This is a genomic window from Streptomyces sp. NEAU-174, from assembly GCF_052665095.1.
On sequence record NZ_JBQTCE010000024.1, the window covers coordinates 87,836 to 105,704 of the forward strand.

Sequence of the window (17,869 nt, forward strand, 5' to 3'; positions counted from 1 at the left end):
GGCGCGCGCCCGTACCAGTACGCCGCCCCGCACTCCCCCACTCCACCCCCTCAGGACTGACACCTCATGCTCCGTACAGCCCTGCGCAATGTGCTTGCGCACAAGGCCCGGTTGCTGATGACCGTGCTCGCCGTGATGCTCGGCGTGGCCTTCGTCGCCGGCACCCTGGTCTTCACCAACACCATCTCCGACGCCTACCAGAAGAGCTCCCAGAAGGGCTTCAAGGGCGTCGACGTCGCCATCACGCCCGACAAGAAGGACGACGACTCCGCCAACCCCGGTGACGCGCCCCGGCTGAGCCAGCGGCTGCTGGACCAGGCGTCCAAGGCGCCCGGCGCCACCTCCGCCTTCGGTGTGGTGAAGGGCTCCTCCGCCCTCGCCGACAAGAAGGGCGACCTGATCGGCAGCGGCTTCTCCAACCTCGGCGGCAACTACTACCCGGGCTCGGGCGGCAAGGACCCCCGGTACAACATGACCGAGGGCCGCGCCCCCAGGGCCGCGGGTGAGATCGCGCTCGACGCCAGGACCGCCGAACGCGGCCACTACAAGGCCGGGGACTCCATCCGGGTCTCCGTCGACGGCCCGGTGCGCACCGAGAAGGTCGTCGGCGTCTTCACCACCGACGACGGCAATGTCGCGGCGGGCGGCACCCTCGCGCTGTATGACACGGCCACCGCGCAGAAGCTGTTCGGCAAGCCCGGGCAGTTCGACGAGATCGATGTGAAGGCCGCCGCGGGCACCTCGCAGTCCACCCTCAAGTCGTCGATCGACAAGATCCTTCCCGAGCAGGCCAAGGCCACCACCGCCAAGAAGCTCGCCAAGGACCAGGCCAAGGCGATCGAAGAGGGCATGAGCAGCATGCAGACCGCGATGCTGGTGTTCGCCGGTATCGCGCTCTTCGTCGGCATCTTCATCATCGTCAACACCTTCTCCATGCTGGTCGCCCAGCGCACCAGGGAGCTCGCCCTGATGCGCGCGGTGGGTGCGACCCGCCGTCAGGTCACCCGCTCGGTGCTGATCGAGGCCACCGTCGTGGGCGCCGTCGCGGCCGTGGTGGGCCTCGCCGCCGGTGTCGGCATCGGCGCCGTACTGCGCTCGGTGCTCAACTCCACCGGGGCCAACGTCCCGGACGGTCCGCTGATCGTCGCGCCGACCACGGTGCTGGCCTCGGTGGTCGTGGGTGTCGTGGTGACCGTCCTCTCCGCCTGGCTGCCCGGCCGCCGCGCCGCCAAGATCCCGCCGGTCGCCGCGATGAACAGCGTGCACGCCGCGCCGACCACCCGCGGTCTGGTGCTGCGCAACACCATCGGCTCGATCCTCGCCGCGGCCGGTGCCGCGCTGGTGGTCGCCGGTGCGGGCATGGGCGGCGACGGCCAGGGCCCGATGGCGTTCGGCGCGGCCGTCCTGGTGATCGGCATCTTCGTGCTCACCCCGCTGCTGTCCCGGCCGCTGATCGCGGCCGCCGGCCCGGTGCTGCGGATCTTCGGGATGCCCGGCAAGCTGGCCCGGCAGAACGCGGTGCGCAACCCGCGCCGCACCGCCGCCACCGCCTCCGCCCTGATGGTGGGTCTCACGCTGATCACCGGTATGACGGTGATCGCCGGATCCATGCAGAAGGGGATCGACAAGATGGCGGCCGACGGGCTGAAGTCCGACTACGTCGTCAGCATGGGCGGGGGCGGCGGAACCGGCGGGCGGCCGCTGTCGCCCGAGGTGTCCAAGACCCTGGCGAAGCTGCCCGAGGTCACCACGATCAGCCCGCTGCGCTCCTCCCCCGCCCGGGTCGCCGGCGACTCCGACTCCCTGACGGGCGTCGACCCGAAGGCCATCAAGGACCTGGTGAAGGTGGACTTCACCGAGGGCTCGTTCGCCGCGCTCGGAGGCACCAAGGCCCTCATCGACGACAAGATCGCCGATGAGCACCACTGGAAGGTCGGCTCGACCATCCCGGTGACCTACGAGGACGGCCGCAGCGGCAAGCTGACCGTGGGCGGCATCTTCGAGGGCAACCAGATGATCCGCGGTGTCATGGTCGACAGCGCCACGGTCACCCCGCACATGACCACCGTCGCGGACTTCCAGGTGATGCTGAAGACCAAGGGCGGCGCCACGGAGAACAACAAGGACCTGCTGAAGAAGACGCTCGGCGAGAACCCGGCGATCAAGATCCAGAACAAGCAGGACACCTCGGACGAGATCGCCAGCGCCTTCACCCTGATGCTGAACATGCTCTACGGGCTGCTCGCCATGGCCGTGATCGTCGCCGTACTCGGTGTCATCAACACCCTGGCGATGTCGGTCTTCGAACGGTCCAAGGAGATCGGCATGCTGCGGGCGATCGGCCTGGACCGGGGCGGCGTCAAGCGGATGGTGCGGCTGGAGTCACTGGTCATCTCGCTCTTCGGCGGGGTGCTCGGCCTCGGGCTCGGCGTCTTCTTCGGCTGGGCGGCCGGTGAGCTGATCGCCACCGAGCTGCCGAGCTACGAGCTGGTGCTGCCGTGGGCCCGGATGGGGCTGTTCCTGCTGATGGCCGCCCTCGTGGGCGTCATCGCGGCGCTGTGGCCGGCCCGGCGGGCCGCCAAGCTCAACATGCTGGCCGCCATCAAGGCCGAGTAGCAGAACGAGCCGCACGGCGGCGAGCCGGAACCGGGACGTCCCCGTCCGCCCCTCTGAGGGGCGGGCGGGGACGTCCGCGTTGTGGCCGGTTTCAGCCGCGCCAGTCGCGGGCCCGCAGCGGAAGCCCCGAGGCCCCGCCCTCGGGGGTGCGGACGGCGAGGATCTGGTTGACCCCGATCCGGTTGCGCTCGAAGGAGAGGGCGGAGGCCGCCATGTAGAGCCGCCAGACCCGGGCCCGGCCCGGGGAGGTCAGCCGCACGGCCTGGGTCCAGGACCGCTCCAGGTTGGCGACCCAGCGGCGCAGCGTGAGCCCGTAGTGCTCGCGGATGGCCTCCACGTCGCGCACCTCGAAGCCCGCCTCCTCCAGCTGGGCCACGGTCCGGCCGACCGGGGCGAGCTCACCGTCGGGGAAGACATAGCGGTCGATGAACTCGTCCACGTGGTACGCCTCTTCGTCCGGCTGGGGGCGCCGGGCGATCTGGTGGTTGAGCAGCCGCCCGCCGGGCCGCAGCAGCCGGTGCAGGATGGCGGTGTACTCGGCGTACCGCACCGCGCCCACGTGCTCGGCCATGCCGATCGAGGAGATGGCGTCGTAGGGCCCGTCCGGGACCTCGCGGTAGTCCTGGACCCGGATCTCCACCTGGTCGGTGAGCCCGGCGTCCGCGATGCGCTTACGGGCGTACGCCGCCTGTTCCTCGGAGAGCGTGACGCCGACGGCGCGCACCCCGTACTCGCGCGCCGCGTGCAGCACCATCGAGCCCCAGCCGCACCCCACGTCCAGCAGCCGCTGACCGGGCTTCAGCGCCAGCTTGCGGCAGACCAGGTCCAGCTTGGCGCGCTGGGCCTCCTCCAGCGTGGAGTCCGCCCGGTCCCAGTAGGCGCAGGAGTAGACCATCGAGGGGCCGAGCACCAGCTCGTAGAAGTCGTTGCCGACGTCGTAGTGGTGGCTGATGGCCTTGCGGTCGCGGCGCAGGGAGTGCAGCGGACCGAGGGTGGTCCTGGCCTCCTCGCGCGGCGGGGGCGGCGGCAGCCCCGGCCCGGCGAGCGCGATCATCTCCCGGGCGGCGGTGCGCAGCGCGGGGGCGCGCAGCGCCTGGAGGCCGGTGCGGAGCCGGGACCGCGGCGCGGTGGCGGGGCCGCGCTCCCACAGCAGCCCGGACAGCCGGTCCAGGGCGTCGTACAGATCGCCCTCGACATCGAGGTCCCCGGCGACCCAGGCGCGGGCCAGGCCCAGCTCGCCCGGCCGCCACATGATCCTGCGCAGCGCCCTGCGGCGCCGGATGACCAGGGTGGGCGCGCCGGGCGGGCCGGTCTCGCTGTGGTCCCAGGCGCGGACGCGGATCGGGAGAGGGGTCCCCAGCACCTCCTCGGCCAGGGTGGCGATCCGCCCAGCGGCGTCGGCCATTTCGCACCTCCGTGATGGCGAGTCAGGAAGATTCACTCACCACGTAAACACCATGGAACCCGCCGTACAGTCCCGCCGACACGTCTGGAATCGGCAAAACAGCTTCAAAAGCGGGCCATCGGAGGGCGTCCGAGGGCAGACGTAAGGGCGTCCGCCCCACGGATGGCGGACGCCCTCGGCGTTCAGTTGTGCGGTTCGCGCCCGTTTGGGCGGGCCGGGCGGGCCCGTACGGTCAGGACGCCTTGGCCTTCTCGGCCGGGGCAGCGGGCTTGGCCGCGGTGGCGGCGCTGACCGGGGAGGCGGCCTCGTAGAACTCCTCGCGGGGGTTCTCGATGGCGCCGAGCGAGACGACCTCGCGCTTGAGGAACATCCCCAGCGTCCAGTCGGCGAGCACCCGGATCTTCCGGTTGAAGGTCGGCATGGCCATGCCGTGGTAGCCGCGGTGCATGTACCAGGCCAGGCGGCCCTTCAGCTTGATCTTCATCTTGCCGAAGACGATCATCGCGACGCCCTTGTGGAGGCCCAGACCCGCGACGGCGCCCTTGTTGGCGTGCTTGTACTCCTTCTGCGGGAAGCCCCGCATACCGGAGATCACGTTGTCACCGAGGACCTTGGCCTGGCGCAGCGCGTGCTGGGCGTTCGGCGGGCACCAGGCGCCCTCGCCGGCGGCGAGGTCCGGGACCTGGGCGTTGTCGCCGGCGGCCCAGATGTAATCGCTGCCCTGGACCTGGAGGCTCGGGGCGGTGTCCACATGGCCGCGCGGGCCGAGCGGGAGGCCGAACCGGGCCAGCGCCGGGTTGGGCTTGACGCCCGCGGTCCACACGATGGTGTTGGAGTCGACCTCGAGGCCGTTCTTGAGGACGACATGGCCGTCGACGCAGGAGTTCATCGAGGTCTCGAGGTAGACCTCGATACCGCGCTTCTGGAGGTGCTCGAGACCCCACTTGCCGAGCTTCGGACCGACCTCGGGGAGGATCTTGTCGGCGGCGTCGACGAGGACGAAGCGCATGTCCTCGCGCTTGACGTTCGGGTAGTACTTGGCCGCGTCACGGGCCATGTCCTCGACCTCGCCGATGGTCTCCGCGCCGGCGAAGCCACCGCCGACGAAGACGAAGGTGAGCGCCTTGCGGCGGATCTCCTCGTCCGTGGTGGAGTCGGCCTTGTCGAGCTGCTCGAGGACGTGGTTGCGCAGGCCGATGGCCTCCTCGATGCCCTTCATACCGATGCCGTTCTCAGCGAGACCGGGGATCGGGAAGGTGCGGGAGACCGCGCCGAGGGCGACGACCAGGTAGTCGAAGGGCAGCTCGTACGTCTCGCCGACGAGCGGCTGGATGACGGCGACCTTGCGGTCCTGGTCGATGGTCGACACGCGGCCGGTGAGGACCTCCGCCTTGGGGAGCACGCGCCGCAGCGGAACCACGACGTGGCGCGGGGAGATGCTGCCGGCCGCAGCTTCGGGGAGGAAGGGCTGGTACGTCATGTACGAGCGAGGGTCGACGACCGTGACGGTCGCCTCGCCGTACCGCATCTTCTTCAGAATGCGGCGCGCCGCGTACAAGCCAACGTACCCACCGCCTACAACGAGGATCCTGGGACGCTCCGTGGTGCTCATGATTCGAGTATCCAGCACCCCTTGGGGGGGACCTCGTGAGCCCCTTCACAAGCATGGTGGAGGTATCTGCTACACTCCGCCGCCCCCGTGATGGACGCCATACCGGCACAGCGGAACCACTGGCCGGATCGAGACGTTCCCACCCCTCTGAACAGGGCTTGTGACTGAACCCGCGAGTAGACCAGACGGTCCGCGCGGGGACACCGAATACCGTCCTGACACCTCACGATCCGGTCAGTTACGGGGCTCGGCCGCCGAAACCGCCCCAGAGCGCCGCATCGGGGCGGCCACCAGGCGCCTTTTTCATGTGAAGAGTTTCACGAACTTTCTCGGAGGCGGCTCGCGGAGGGCCCCCGAAGGGGGTTCCGCGGCCGCTCATACGTTATTCCGCCCGCTCAGGCGATGCTCCAGCCGAGCCCGTCGAGGATGTCGTGTTCGCTCACCACGACCTCCTCGGCGCCGGTCCTTTCCATGATCGAAAGCAGGATGAGCGCCCCCGCGCCGATCACGTCGACCCGCCCCGGGTGCATCACCGGGATCGCCGCCCGCTCCGCGTGGCTTGAGCCGAGCAGCCTGCCCGTGATCTCACGGACCTGGCCGAGGGTGATCCGGGAGTGGTGGATCGCGGAGGAGTCGTACTCCTTCAGCCCCAGCGCGATCCCGGCCACGGTGGTCACCGAACCGGCGAGACCGACCAGCGCGTGGCCGTCCGCGGGACGGCAGGCGCGGCTGAGCGGCACGGTGCGCTCGGCCAGGTCCAGCGCCCGCTCCACATCGGCCCTTATGGCGGCGATCTGATCCTCCGTCGGAGGATCGGTGATCCGGCCGTCCGCCACCAGATGGCGCTCGGTCAGCCGGACGCAGCCGATGTCCACGCTGCGGGCCGCCCGCACCCCGTCGCCGCCCTCGACGAACTCCGTCGAACCGCCGCCGATGTCCACCACCAGATACGGCCCGGCCACATGGTCATGGCCGGTGAGCTCCTTGGTGGCCCCGGTGAAGGAGAACTCCGCCTCCTGGTCCCCGGTGATCACCTCGGGCTCCACGCCCAGGATCTCCACGACCCCGCGCACGAACTCCTCGCGGTTCTCGGCGTCCCGGGAGGCGGAGGTGGCCACGAAGCGGACCCGCTCGGCGCCCAGCTCACGCACGACCTCCGCGTACTCGCGGCAGGCGGCGAAGGTGCGCTCCAGGGCCTCGGGGGCGAGCCGGCCCGTGCGGTCCACGCCCTGGCCCAGCCGGACGATCTTCATCCGGCGGTCGAGCTCGATCAGCTCCCCGGTGGCCGGATCGGCGTCCGCCACCAGGAGCCGGATCGAGTTGGTGCCGCAGTCCACGGCGGCGACGCGGGTCATGCGCTCTCCTCCCGGCCCGGGGCCTCGGTCTGGCAGGGGCTCACACACGGGCCCTTGCGCCACCACTCCGGCAGCATCGCGATCGCCTCGTCCCCCAGCGGATTGACCCCGGGGCCGGCCGCGAGGGAGTGGGCCACCAGCACATGCAGGCACTTCACCCGGTCCGGCATGCCGCCCGCGCTGGGGAAGCCCTGGAGCACCTCGACGGCGTCGCGGCGCGCGATGTAGTCCTCGTGGGCGGCGCGGTAGGCGGCGGCCAGCTCTGGGTCGGTGCCCAGCCGGGCCGTCATCTCCTTCATCACGCCCTCGGCCTCCAGCGTGCCGATCGCGGACGCGGCGCGCGGACAGGTCAGGTAGTAGAGGGTGGGGAAGGGCGTACCGTCCTCGAGCCGCGGCGCGGTCTCCACGACGTCCGGATTGCCGCAGGGGCAGCGGTGCGCGATGGCGCGCAGGCCCCGGGGCACCCGGTTCAGCTGCTCCCGTACGGCGTGGATGTCCGCGTCGGTGGGCGCGGTGGGCTCCGTCTGGGGCGGGGGCGTATCCATGAGTGGGAAAGCTCTTCTTCTTCGTTTCGATTCGAACGCCGGGTGCGGCCGGCGGCCGGAGCGCGGCGCCTCAGCGGCGCGCGCCGCCCGCCCCCGCCGCGTCCGCCGTGTCCACGGCGTCCCAGAGGTTGGTGTACCAGGGGCGGCCGGCCGCGCCCTGGTCGGTGGAGTGCTCGGTGGAGCCGGCGCCGTCCACCACGGAGTAGCCGGTCTCCCCCGGCATCAGGAAGTGCAGCCGCTCCCGGGCCTGCTGCTCGGTGTAGGCGGGGTCGCGCAGCCGGGCCTTCCGCTCCCGCAGCTTCTTCACGTCCTCGCGGGCCCGCTGGGCCTCGTGCCGCTGCTCGGCGATGTCGGAGCGCTGGGAGATGTACTGCCGCATCGGATAGGCGAGCGCCACGACGAGGGAGCAGACGACCAGCGCGAGCAGGGCGGCCCGGCCGGTCAGCCGGCCGCGGCGGCGCTTGGTGCGCACGCGGTAGACCCGGGCGGCGGCGTGCTCGCCGAGCGCCTTGAGCCTGGTCGCGGTGGAGAACCGTTCCCGATCCGCCGGCACGTCGCCTCCCCGGTGATGACTTCGCTTGGGTAACGCCGTCGAGCGACGCCGTCCCCGGCCACGGTACGGGACCACGGCCGGGGACGGGCGTCAGACGTGTCCGCTCAGCCCTTGAAGCGCGGGAAGGCGGAACGGCCCGCGTACACCGCGGCGTCGTCGAGGATCTCCTCGATGCGCAGCAGCTGGTTGTACTTGGCCACCCGCTCGGAGCGGGCCGGGGCACCGGTCTTGATCTGGCCGCAGTTGGTGGCGACGGCCAGGTCGGCGATGGTGACGTCCTCGGTCTCACCGGAGCGGTGCGACATCATGCACTTGTAGCCGTTGCGCTGGGCCAGCTCGACCGCGTCGAGGGTCTCGGTCAGCGAGCCGATCTGGTTGACCTTGACCAGCAGGGCGTTCGCGGTGTCGCTGTCGATACCGCGGGACAGCCGCTCGGGGTTGGTGACGAAGAGGTCGTCGCCGACCAGCTGGACCTTGTCGCCGAGCTGCTCGGTGATGGTCTTCCAGCCGTCCCAGTCCTCCTCGTTCAGCGGGTCCTCGATGGAGACCAGCGGGTACGCGGCGACCAGCTCGGCGTAGTACGAGGTCATCTCGGCGGCGGAGCGGGACTGGCCCTCGAACTGGTACGCGCCGTCCTTGTAGAACTCGGAGGCGGCGACGTCCAGCGCGAGCGCGATGTCCTGGCCCGGCTGGTAGCCGGCCTTCTTGACCGCCTCGAGGATCAGGTCGAGGGCCTCGCGGTTGGAGCCGAGGTTCGGCGCGAAGCCGCCCTCGTCGCCGAGGCCGGTGGACAGACCGCGCTCCTTCAGCACCGACTTCAGGGTGTGGTAGACCTCGGCCCCCCAGCGCAGGGCCTCGGAGAAGGACTCCGCGCCCACGGGGGCGATCATGAACTCCTGGATGTCCACATTGGAGTCGGCGTGCGACCCGCCGTTGAGGATGTTCATCATCGGCACCGGCAGCAGATGGGCGTTCGGGCCGCCGAGGTAGCGGAAGAGGGGGAGGTCGGACGCCTCGGAGGCGGCGTGCGCGACGGCGAGGGAGACGCCGAGGATCGCGTTGGCACCGAGCGAGGACTTGTCCGGGGTGGCGTCCAGGTCGAACATCGCCTGGTCGATCAGCCGCTGCTCGGTGGCGTCATAGCCGACCAGCTCGGGGCCGATCTGCTCGATCACGGCGAGGACGGCCTTCTCCACGCCCTTGCCGCTGTAGCGGTTCTTGTCGCCGTCACGGAGCTCGAGGGCCTCGAAGGCGCCGGTGGAGGCGCCGGACGGCACGGCGGCACGGCCGGTGCTGCCGTCGTCGAGGCCGACCTCGACCTCGACCGTGGGGTTGCCTCGCGAGTCGAGGATCTCGCGAGCTACGACGACGTCGATGGACGGCACGAGGTTCTCCTTCGTATGGGTCTGCGGTAGCAGCACGAGCCTAACGGGCCGGGAGGGCTGCGCCCCGCGTTCGCCCGCCCCACGAGACAGGGGCACGACACAAAACGCCGGATTCCGGATCAAAATCCAGAATTCCCGCGCATTGGGAAAGCCCCGGCCGGGCGCGCCATAGGGGCGGCACGCCCGGCCGGGGCCCGTCATGACCGTGGCTCAGCGGAGGTGCAGCTGCTGGCCCGGGAAGATCAGGTCGGCCTGCTCCACGATGTCCTTGTTCAGCTCGAAGAGCTTCTTCCAGCCGCCCTTGACGTCGTGAACCTTGGCGATCTTGCCGAGGGTGTCGCCGGACTTGACCTTGTACTCGCCGTCACCCTTCTTGATCGGGCCACGAGTCTGCTGCCGCGCGGCGTGCTCGGGCGCGGTGCGCGGCTGGGCCTTCGGCTGCGCCGGCTGGGCGGCCGGGGCGGACTTGGTGGTCGCCGAGGGCTGGTCCTGCGAGCCGGAGGGCGCGGACGGGGCGGAGGGGCTGCCGCCGGAGGTCAGACCCTTGCCGCAGACCGGCCAGGCGCCCTTGCCCTGGCTGCCCAGGACCTTCTCGGCGATCTGGATCTGCTGGGCCTTGCTGGCCTTGTCCGCGGTGGAGGCGTAGGCCGTGCCGCCGTAGGCGGCCCAGGTGGAGCTCGAGAACTGCAAGCCGCCGAAGTAGCCGTTGCCGGTGTTGATCGACCAGTTGCCACCGGACTCGCACTGCGCGACCTGGTCCCACTGCGAGGTGGTGGCCGCGGAGGCGGAGGTCGCCCCGATGAGCGGTGCCGCCACGGCGGCACCGGCGAGACCGGTGAGCGCGGCGATACGGGTGGCCTTGGAGGGGCGGCGGTGCTTCCCGTTGGACTTGAGCATTTTGGTTCGTTTCCTCACCGACGCCTACGAGGTGAGCTGTCGGGTTCGGACGTGAGTTGCCCGGCCGGTCGCGATGGTCGCTCCCGGCTTCACCCCTAGCCGACAAGCCCGTATCCACAGGCCACTCGGCACCTACCTTGGGTCCCCCGCTCCTGCCTTCGGCGCTGACGCGTCGGCTTCCCCCCGACCGCCGGCAGGATTCGGCGTGACGATCGACGGTGCCCGCGGTGGCGAGCGGAAAGACGTTAAACACACCTGCCAAGAACGTTCAAACACCCCAAGGGCAGTGAATGGGGCTGTAATTGATCTCACCCGGCCCACATCGGCGCAGGTGGGGCCGGGTGAGGAGGGATCGGACACGAGGTGCGCCCCGGAAAATGTGACGAGATGTATGTCTCACCGGGTCCAGATCGGGCAATTCCCCCCGAATCACTGCTCCCTGATGGTGAGGTCAAGTCGCTGACCAGGGATGATCAGATCGGGGTCGGTTCCGATGAGGTCCTCGTTGGACTCGTAGAGCCCTTCCCAACCCCGGGACACATTCTGGTGCTCGGCGATCCCTGACAGGTTGTCACCGGGGCGAACAGTGTAATCGTCGTCCGTGGAGCCCGCGTCGCGGTCCGAAGCGCCGCGCGAGGCATGGCGCCCGGAGGGCCGTGCGCTCCCCGCGTCGCCGTCGTCGGCCCCCTCCCCGGCGTCCGGGGAGCCGCGGTGGCGGCCGGAGGGCGACGGGTCGGCCGAGGGGGTCCTGGAGTCGTCCGACGCCGAGGGGCGGTCCGAGCCCGAGGGGCCGTCCGCCTCCGAATCGTGCGCATCCGAATCGTCCGCCGCCGGGTCGTCCGAGGCGGAGCCGTCCAACCCGTCGGGGGACTTGGAGGTGTGGGGCGCCTCCGTACCCTCGGCCGACCCGGACGCGTCCGGCGCGTCCGGCCCGTCGGCGCCGTCGGACGTCCCCGAACGGTCGGCGTCCGAGGAGGAGCCGTCCCGCCCCCGGTCCCCCGGGTCGTCATCGCCGCGGCCCGTCCCCGGGTCCGAGGTGGCCGTGCTGCCGGGGTCCACATCGGGGGCGCCACCGCCGTCGGTGAGCCCGGCGCCCAGCGCACAGCTCGGCCAGGCGTCGGGGCCGCGGTCGCCCAGGATCGCCTCGGCGACGGATATCTGCTGGGAGCGGCTGGCCAGGTCGGGGCGCGGGGCGTACTCCGTGCCGCCGTACTTCTTCCACATGTCGAGGGTCAGCTGGAGCCCGCCGTAGAAGCCGTTGCCCTCGTTGGCGCTCCACATACCGCCGCTCTCGCACTCGGCGACGTGATCCCAGGTGGCGGTCTGGGCGGCCTGTGCGCCGGCCGCCCCGAAGAGGGGTATGGCGAGGCCCGCTCCCGTGACCCCCGCCGCGACGATGATGGCCGGGGCCTGACGGGGGCGACGGTGTCGACCATTACCGGAACGCATGCGATTGACCTCTCCTATGGCGCTATGGCCCTATGGCGACAAGGTTTGCCGGTGAACATAGCGAGGGCACTCGATCATCACAAGGCGATGTATCCCAGGTCACGCCAAGGTCACACGGCTGATCATTCATCACCTATGTCCGCCCGTACGGGCCTTGGGGCTCTCGGCCGCCCGTTTCGCGGGGCTCAGCCGTCCGCGGAATTCCAGGTCACCGGAAGCGTGCGCAGCCCGCGCATGATCAGCCCGCCGCGCCACCGCAGATCGTCCGGATCCTCCGCGAGCCGCAGCCCGGGGAGCCGCCGCAGCAGGGTGGCGATCGCGGTCCGGGCCTCCAGCCGGGCCAGCGGGGCGCCCAGACAGTAATGGATGCCGTGGCCGTAGCCGAGGTGCTGATTGTCCCGGCGGGTGAGATCGAGGACGTCCGGCTCCGCGAACCGCTCGGGGTCCCGGTCCGCCGCGGCGAGCACCACCAGCACCGGCTCTCCCTCGGCGATGTGCTGCCCGGCGAGGGTGAGCGGCTCGGTGGCGAACCGCCAGGTGGCGATCTCCACGGGTCCGTCGTAGCGGAGCAGTTCCTCGACCCCGGCGGCGAGCAGCCGCTCGTCCCCTTCTTCCAGGGCCCGCCGCATCAGGGCGCGCTGCTCCGGATGGCGCAGCAGCGCGTAGACGCCGTTGCCGATGAGATTGACGGTCGTCTCGAAGCCGGCGAAGAGAAGGATGAAGGCCATGGCCGCGGCCTCGTTCTCGGTGAGGTGCTCACCGTGGTCGCTGGCCCGGATCAGCCCCGAGATCAGATCCTCCCCGTCCTCTTCTTCCCCGCGCTCCGCGAGCTCCAAGCGCTTGCGGTGGATCAGCGCGCCCAGATACGCCCGGATCCTCTTCACCGCGCGGGCGACTCCGCCGCGCGGGCCGCCGCCGTGCCGGATCATCGCGCCCGCCCAGTCCCGGAAGTCGTCCTGGTCCTCGCGCGGCACCCCGAGCAGATCGCAGATGGCGTAGATGGGGAGGGGGAAGGCGAACTCATGGATGAGGTCCGCCTCTCCTCTCTCTTCGAAGGCGTCGATGAGCTGATCGGTAAGCGTTTGCACCCGGGGGGCGAACGCGGCCACCCGGCGCGGCGTGAACGCCGTCGAGACCAGCCGCCGCAGCCGGGTGTGGTCGGGAGGGTCGATATTGAGCAGATGTGTCATCAGCTCGGCGCGGCGTTCGCCCGGGATGCCCACCTTGCCCTTGGCATGGGCCGCCGCACTGTGCCGCTGGGGGTTCTTCGAGAGCCGCGGATCGGCCAGCGCCCTTCTGGCGTCGGCGTAACGGGTCACCAGCCAGGCATCCACACCGCTGGGCAGCGTGGTCCGGTGCACCGGGGCGTGGTCGCGTAGCCAGGCGTACGCGGGGTAAGGATCGCTGGCGAACTCCCAGGTGAAGAGGGTGGGAGCGGAGCTGTCACGGGGCTGTTCCGACACCCCCCGACGATACCGGCGAGGGGCCGCTCTCCCCCGGTCTGTCGGAAGTAACCGCAGACAAGAGAAATAAGGGAATAAGCAGAACAAAGAGAAAAAGTGAGTCATGACCGGGATGAATGTCTAGCGGAATTCCCCATTCATCTCCACAGACCCTTCACTACCCATGCACAGCCGGGGTCGAATGCCCGGATATCTGATGGCTGGGGCCGCCCTTCGGCGGATGCCCGCGCCGCCCCGTTACGATCCGCCGGAACCCGCCCTGACGTCGGTCAACGCGGTGAACTGGAGGTGTGGCTGAAACGACGTCAGATGAACGAATGGGACTGGGGCACATGCACGGGGCCCAGTGATACCGGTGATACGATCACCGCGCTTGCCAGGCGAGCCAAGGGCGCGTAAGACACACGGCGATCCGGCACATCACGCCGAGAGGATCCCCACTCTGAGGAGCATTATGCCGCCAGTCGGGCATACGGAGCCGTTCCGGCGCACCGACGCCTGTGCGCTGCCGTCGGCAAGACGAGTGCGATGTCCCCGGAACCCGCGGGCGCCGTACGGGCGCTGACTTACCGCCGCCCCGACCATTCCAGACGCATAACGCACCACACCTCCCTAAAGTCCCTGGCGGTCTAGTCGTTTAAAGAGAGTCTCAATGACGCAATATCTACAGGATCCAGCGCTCTGGGCCCTGATCGCTGGCACGCCTCTCGCCGCAGCCGCCATTATCCGCGGGCGAAAGACGCGAGCGAATCTGCGCCAGGAGCGGGCGGAGCTAGAGAAACGCGCGGCCGACCTCGAGAACAATTACGCCGAGGCGGTGCAGGAGGCCCAGAACCGCGCCGAAGAGGCCACCAAGAGCGCGCTGAAGTCCGCCATGCGAACCCTTCAGGGCCTCGCCAACGAGCAGCAGCTGGCCATCTCCAAGACACAGGAAAAGTACGGCGAGCACCAGCTTCTCCAGGACCTCCTGGAGATCGACCATATGAACTCGCAGTTCGGTCGGCGTGCGCAGTCCATCGCCGTGCTCTGTGACGGCTGGCTGGGCCGGCAGCGAGCCGTCGCCTCGGTGTACGACGTGGTGCGCAGCGCCAAGGGCCGCATTCGTCACTACACCCGGGTGGAAATCCGCTCGCAGAGCAATTTCGCCCTGGTCAGCCGGGCCGTGGAACCGGTCGCGCTGGCGCTGGCCGAGCTTTTGGACAACGCGACCAGTTACTCCGCGCCCGACTCGCCCATCGACATCACCATCCGCACCGTCCCCAAGGGCGTGTGCGTCATCATCGACGACGCCGGCGTCGGTATGAACGAGGAGGAGAAGAACCGGGCGGACAAGCTGCTCTCGGCCACCCACGCCACCGGTGTAACGGGACTGGGCAATCCGCCGCAGTTCGGTTTCGCGGTGATCGGTGTGCTCGCCGCGCGCTATGGCTTCACGGTGTCCGTCGATTCGGCCTCTCCGTACGGTGGTGTTCGCGCGGTCGTGCTTCTCCCCGAGGACCTTCTGACCAATATGCCCGAGCCGGAAGAGCAGCCCACGACCCACGCTCCCGCAGCGGCCGAGCAGCCGGAGCCGAGCGGTTCCGCCGTGACCAGTTCCACCGTGGGCGGTTCCACCGCCGGGGGCCTGCCCAAGCGTCGCCGTAAGGGCGCGATTTCCATCGTCCCGAGAGCGGACGCCACTGCCGCGGCCCGGACGAGCGAGGAAACCGCATCGATCATGGGCGCGTTCCAGCGCGGCACTCAGTCCGGCCGCTCAGCAGCAAACCCGAACAGGGAAGGGCATGATCCTCAGTGAACAACGACCTGTCATGGATGCTTGAGAGCGCCCTGGAAGTACCAGGTGCTCGTCATGCGATCCTGGTTTCCGCCGACGGTCTGCTGATGGCCCGTTCTCAAGAGGTCAAAAAGGACGAGGCCGACACCGTCGCGGCGGCGATGAGCGGCATCCAGTCGCTGAGCCGCACCATGGCCGGCTTCTGCGGTGGCCCCCATATGACGTGGCGCCAGACCCTGGTGGAGTTCGACGGTGGCTGGGTCTTCCTCATCTCCGCGGGTGAGGGCGCGTATCTGGCGGTCTCCTCGGCGCCGGATGTCGACATGGCCGACATCACCTTCCGGATGCAGCAGCTCGTCGGGCAGCTCGGCAAGGCGCTGACCACACCACCTCGCGAAAACACCGGAATTCAGGCATGACGGCGCCAGGCGAGCAGGAGCCCGAATCCGCTCAGTTAGTGCGACCGTACGTCATCACCAACGGTCGAGGGCTTCCGGAGAACGACCAGTTCAACTTGATCACGCTGGTCACCGCCTCCGAAGAGAGACCCCCCAGCCATCTCGACCCGGAGAAGCGCGGGCTCCTGGAGCTGTGCTCGGGTGGTTATCTCTCCGTCGCGGAGATAGCCGGACACATGGGACTTCCGATCGGCATCGTGAAGGTCCTGCTGTCCGATCTCTCCACGGACGGCTACCTCGTCACCCGCGCACCCGCGCCTCCCGCGCAGCTTGTCGACGTTTCGCTCCTTCAGGAGGTGCTGGATGGGCTCCAGGCCCGTTTCGGATGATGACGTCTATCTGAACGAAGCGGTGCAGATCGCGGCCAAGATCCTGGTCGTGGGGCATTTCGCGGTCGGAAAGACGACGTTCATCGGCACCATGTCCGAGATTCCTCCGCTGCGCACCGAGGAGCGGATGACTCAGGCCGGAGCCCATGTCGACGACCTCATGGGCACCCGGGGCAAGACCACGACCACCGTGGCCATGGACTTCGGCCGGCTCACGCTCAGCGACAGACTTGTCCTGTATCTCTTCGGCACGCCCGGACAGGAGCGCTTCGTCCAGGTGTGGGAGGACATGACCCGAGGCGCCCTCGGGGCACTGATCCTCGTCGATCCCGAACGGCTCAAGGAATCCTTCCCGGTGATCGACCTGGTGGAGCACTACGGACTGCCCTATGCGATTTCCGTCAACCACTTCGACGGCACGCCGGCCCGCCCCGACGACGAATTGCGCGAGGCGCTCGACCTGCTGCCCGAGACCCCGATCGTCACCTGTGACGCACGTGACGAGAAGTCATCGGCCAACGCGCTGATAACGCTTGTCCGTTACCTACAGGAACGTACCCGCTAGGAGCACCTGATGAACATGCAATCGGATTTTCCGGCGGCGCCACCACCCGGCTGCCCCGCCCATGGCAGTGGCAAGCGGGTGCCGCTGTACGGGACGGAGTTCGCCGCCGATCCGGGTGCCTACTACACCTATATGCGCTCGTACGGCCCGACCGCGCCGGTGGAGCTCTCCCCGGGTGTCGAGGCCACGCTGGTCACGGACTACTCGGCGGCGCTCCAGCTGCTACAGAACCCGGACACCTTCCGGAAGGACTCGCGCCGCTGGCGTGAATACAACGAGGGCAAGGTCACCCGGGACAATCCGGTCGTCCCGCTCCTGGAGTACCGGCCGAACTGCATGTTCACCGACGGAGCCGAGCATATGCGGCTGCGTCAGGCGGTGACCGACAGCCTGGCCCGGGTGGATACGCATCGGCTGAGCCGCCATGTCGAACGCGTCGCGGACTATCTGATGGACCAGTTCCTCTCCCGGGGCTCGGCCGATCTGCTCAACGATTATGCCAAACTGCTGCCGCTGTTTGTTTTCAATGAGCTTTTCGGATGCCCGGCGGAGATCGGTGACCGGGTCATCTTCGGTATCTCCGGTATTTTTGACGGAATCAATGCGGAGAAGGCGAACGAGGTGCTCGGCCAGAGCGTCGGCGAACTCGTCGCATTGAAGCGTAAGCAGCCCGGTGACGATGTCACCTCCTGGCTTATGCAGCACCATGCCCAGCTGAATGATGAGGAAATGGCTCATCAGCTGGTGCTGTTGCTGGGTTCCGGTGCCGAGCCGCAGCGGAATCTCATCGCCAACGCGCTGCTGCTGTTGCTCTCGGACGAGCGGTACGCGGGGGCCGGGCTGCTGGTCGAGGACGCCCTCGACGATGTGCTGTGGAACAGCCCGCCGATGGCCAATTACGCTCCGCATTACCCGGTTACCGATGTGGACTTCGCCGGGACCCGGCTGCGGGCGGGCGATCTGGTGCTGATCTCCATCGCGGCCGCGAACAGCGACCCCGCGCTGTCCGCCTCCCGGCAGCAGCTCAGCAAGCGCGCTCACCTGGCATGGAGCGCCGGTCCGCACGCCTGCCCGGCCAAGGACACCGCCCAGCTGATCGGCGTGGTGGCCATCGAGAAACTGCTCAACAAGCTGCCGGACATCGAGCTCGCGGTGCCCGAGTCGAGCCTGACCTGGCGCCCCGGCCCATTCAACCGAGGGCTGACCGCGCTGCCTGCCCGATTCACTCCGATACGTACGGAAAAACAGCCCGTTACGCAGCAACAGATCCCCACGGGTGACCATCGCGCCCACGCCCAGAACAAGCAGGAGAAGGGCGGCTTGTGGAGTTCGTTCCTCTCATGGTGGCGAGCGTGATCTAGGTCACATCGGGAACCCATTTCATACCGCATGAATGTTCAATTGAACGGGTAGGCAATGTTGCGCAATTTATGTTGGCCAAAATCTAAGAGGAGCTGTCGTGA

Annotated in this window: 15 protein-coding genes and 1 riboswitch; of the genes, 6 read left to right on the forward strand and 9 right to left on the reverse strand. The window is 69.0% G+C overall.

The window, feature by feature from the left end:
- Positions 1–66: 66 nt before the first annotated feature.
- The gene (locus ACT2CW_RS44710) at positions 67–2,616 is read left to right on the forward strand and encodes an ABC transporter permease (protein WP_445520736.1); all 2,550 of its coding nucleotides are present in this window, start codon (positions 67–69) and stop codon (positions 2,614–2,616) included.
- Positions 2,617–2,707: 91 nt separating this feature from the next.
- Here ACT2CW_RS44710 and ACT2CW_RS44715 read toward each other — a convergent pair whose 3' ends face one another.
- From ACT2CW_RS44715 to ACT2CW_RS44755, 9 genes are all read right to left on the reverse strand, one after another.
- Positions 2,708–4,021, reverse strand: a complete 1,314-nt coding sequence (locus ACT2CW_RS44715) for an SAM-dependent methyltransferase (RefSeq protein ID WP_164434945.1) — start codon at positions 4,019–4,021, stop codon at positions 2,708–2,710.
- 232 nt (positions 4,022–4,253) lie between these two features.
- Positions 4,254–5,633: an NAD(P)/FAD-dependent oxidoreductase gene (locus ACT2CW_RS44720; RefSeq protein ID WP_086884817.1), complete on the reverse strand. Its 1,380-nt coding sequence runs from the start codon at positions 5,631–5,633 to the stop codon at positions 4,254–4,256.
- Between the two features lie 395 nt (positions 5,634–6,028).
- Positions 6,029–6,988: a Ppx/GppA phosphatase family protein gene (locus ACT2CW_RS44725; RefSeq protein WP_164434943.1), complete on the reverse strand. Its 960-nt coding sequence runs from the start codon at positions 6,986–6,988 to the stop codon at positions 6,029–6,031.
- Positions 6,985–7,533 carry a DUF501 domain-containing protein gene (locus tag ACT2CW_RS44730; RefSeq protein WP_086884819.1) on the reverse strand — a complete coding sequence of 183 codons (549 nt, stop codon included), beginning with the start codon at positions 7,531–7,533 and terminating at the stop codon, positions 6,985–6,987. Before ACT2CW_RS44730 ends, ACT2CW_RS44725 begins: the two co-directional genes overlap by 4 nt.
- Positions 7,534–7,603: 70 nt before the next feature.
- Complete coding sequence (locus ACT2CW_RS44735; RefSeq protein WP_037954434.1) at positions 7,604–8,086, reverse strand: FtsB family cell division protein; 483 nt, start codon at positions 8,084–8,086, stop codon at positions 7,604–7,606.
- 104 nt (positions 8,087–8,190) lie between these two features.
- Complete coding sequence (eno, locus tag ACT2CW_RS44740; protein WP_164434938.1) at positions 8,191–9,471, reverse strand: phosphopyruvate hydratase; 1,281 nt, start codon at positions 9,469–9,471, stop codon at positions 8,191–8,193.
- A gap of 210 nt (positions 9,472–9,681) precedes the next feature.
- Positions 9,682–10,368 carry a LysM peptidoglycan-binding domain-containing protein gene (locus ACT2CW_RS44745; RefSeq protein WP_182472546.1) on the reverse strand — a complete coding sequence of 229 codons (687 nt, stop codon included), beginning with the start codon at positions 10,366–10,368 and terminating at the stop codon, positions 9,682–9,684.
- 6 nt (positions 10,369–10,374) lie between these two features.
- Positions 10,375–10,542: riboswitch (cyclic di-AMP (ydaO/yuaA leader) on the reverse strand.
- A gap of 255 nt (positions 10,543–10,797) precedes the next feature.
- Entirely contained in the window at positions 10,798–11,817 is a 1,020-nt protein-coding gene (locus tag ACT2CW_RS44750) for a transglycosylase family protein (RefSeq protein ID WP_445520737.1), read from the reverse strand.
- 185 nt (positions 11,818–12,002) lie between these two features.
- The gene (locus ACT2CW_RS44755; protein WP_445520738.1) at positions 12,003–13,280 is read right to left on the reverse strand and encodes a cytochrome P450 family protein; all 1,278 of its coding nucleotides are present in this window, start codon (positions 13,278–13,280) and stop codon (positions 12,003–12,005) included.
- A gap of 652 nt (positions 13,281–13,932) precedes the next feature.
- On the opposite strand from ACT2CW_RS44755, the gene ACT2CW_RS44760 reads away from it, so the two are divergent.
- From ACT2CW_RS44760 to ACT2CW_RS44780, 5 genes are read left to right on the forward strand one after another with little or no spacing between them, the layout of a single operon-like run.
- Positions 13,933–15,075, forward strand: coding sequence for a sensor histidine kinase (locus ACT2CW_RS44760; RefSeq protein ID WP_164434930.1), 1,143 nt, complete (start codon positions 13,933–13,935; stop codon positions 15,073–15,075).
- Positions 15,072–15,473 carry a roadblock/LC7 domain-containing protein gene (locus tag ACT2CW_RS44765; protein ID WP_037954446.1) on the forward strand — a complete coding sequence of 134 codons (402 nt, stop codon included), beginning with the start codon at positions 15,072–15,074 and terminating at the stop codon, positions 15,471–15,473. Before ACT2CW_RS44760 ends, ACT2CW_RS44765 begins: the two co-directional genes overlap by 4 nt.
- Entirely contained in the window at positions 15,470–15,841 is a 372-nt protein-coding gene (locus tag ACT2CW_RS44770; protein ID WP_164434928.1) for a DUF742 domain-containing protein, read from the forward strand. Before ACT2CW_RS44765 ends, ACT2CW_RS44770 begins: the two co-directional genes overlap by 4 nt.
- Positions 15,816–16,406 carry a GTP-binding protein gene (locus ACT2CW_RS44775; RefSeq protein ID WP_037954450.1) on the forward strand — a complete coding sequence of 197 codons (591 nt, stop codon included), beginning with the start codon at positions 15,816–15,818 and terminating at the stop codon, positions 16,404–16,406. Before ACT2CW_RS44770 ends, ACT2CW_RS44775 begins: the two co-directional genes overlap by 26 nt.
- A 9-nt stretch (positions 16,407–16,415) precedes the next feature.
- On the forward strand, positions 16,416–17,762 hold the full coding sequence (locus tag ACT2CW_RS44780) for a cytochrome P450 (RefSeq protein WP_164434926.1): 1,347 nt from the start codon (positions 16,416–16,418) through the stop codon (positions 17,760–17,762).
- Positions 17,763–17,869 lie beyond the last annotated feature (107 nt).

Excerpts from the sequence above, each read along its gene's own strand:
- ACT2CW_RS44710 (WP_445520736.1), top strand. The coding sequence starts at position 67 with ATGCTCCGTACAGCCCTGCGCAATGTGCTTGCGCACAAGGCCCGGTTG.
- ACT2CW_RS44715 (WP_164434945.1), bottom strand. The coding sequence starts at position 4,021 with ATGGCCGACGCCGCTGGGCGGATCGCCACCCTGGCCGAGGAGGTGCTG.
- ACT2CW_RS44720 (WP_086884817.1), bottom strand. The coding sequence starts at position 5,633 with ATGAGCACCACGGAGCGTCCCAGGATCCTCGTTGTAGGCGGTGGGTAC.
- ACT2CW_RS44725 (WP_164434943.1), bottom strand. The coding sequence starts at position 6,988 with ATGACCCGCGTCGCCGCCGTGGACTGCGGCACCAACTCGATCCGGCTC.
- ACT2CW_RS44730 (WP_086884819.1), bottom strand. The coding sequence starts at position 7,533 with ATGGATACGCCCCCGCCCCAGACGGAGCCCACCGCGCCCACCGACGCG.
- ACT2CW_RS44745 (WP_182472546.1), bottom strand. The coding sequence starts at position 10,368 with ATGCTCAAGTCCAACGGGAAGCACCGCCGCCCCTCCAAGGCCACCCGT.
- ACT2CW_RS44750 (WP_445520737.1), bottom strand. The coding sequence starts at position 11,817 with ATGCGTTCCGGTAATGGTCGACACCGTCGCCCCCGTCAGGCCCCGGCC.
- ACT2CW_RS44760 (WP_164434930.1), top strand. The coding sequence starts at position 13,933 with ATGACGCAATATCTACAGGATCCAGCGCTCTGGGCCCTGATCGCTGGC.
- ACT2CW_RS44770 (WP_164434928.1), top strand. The coding sequence starts at position 15,470 with ATGACGGCGCCAGGCGAGCAGGAGCCCGAATCCGCTCAGTTAGTGCGA.
- ACT2CW_RS44775 (WP_037954450.1), top strand. The coding sequence starts at position 15,816 with ATGGGCTCCAGGCCCGTTTCGGATGATGACGTCTATCTGAACGAAGCG.
- ACT2CW_RS44780 (WP_164434926.1), top strand. The coding sequence starts at position 16,416 with ATGAACATGCAATCGGATTTTCCGGCGGCGCCACCACCCGGCTGCCCC.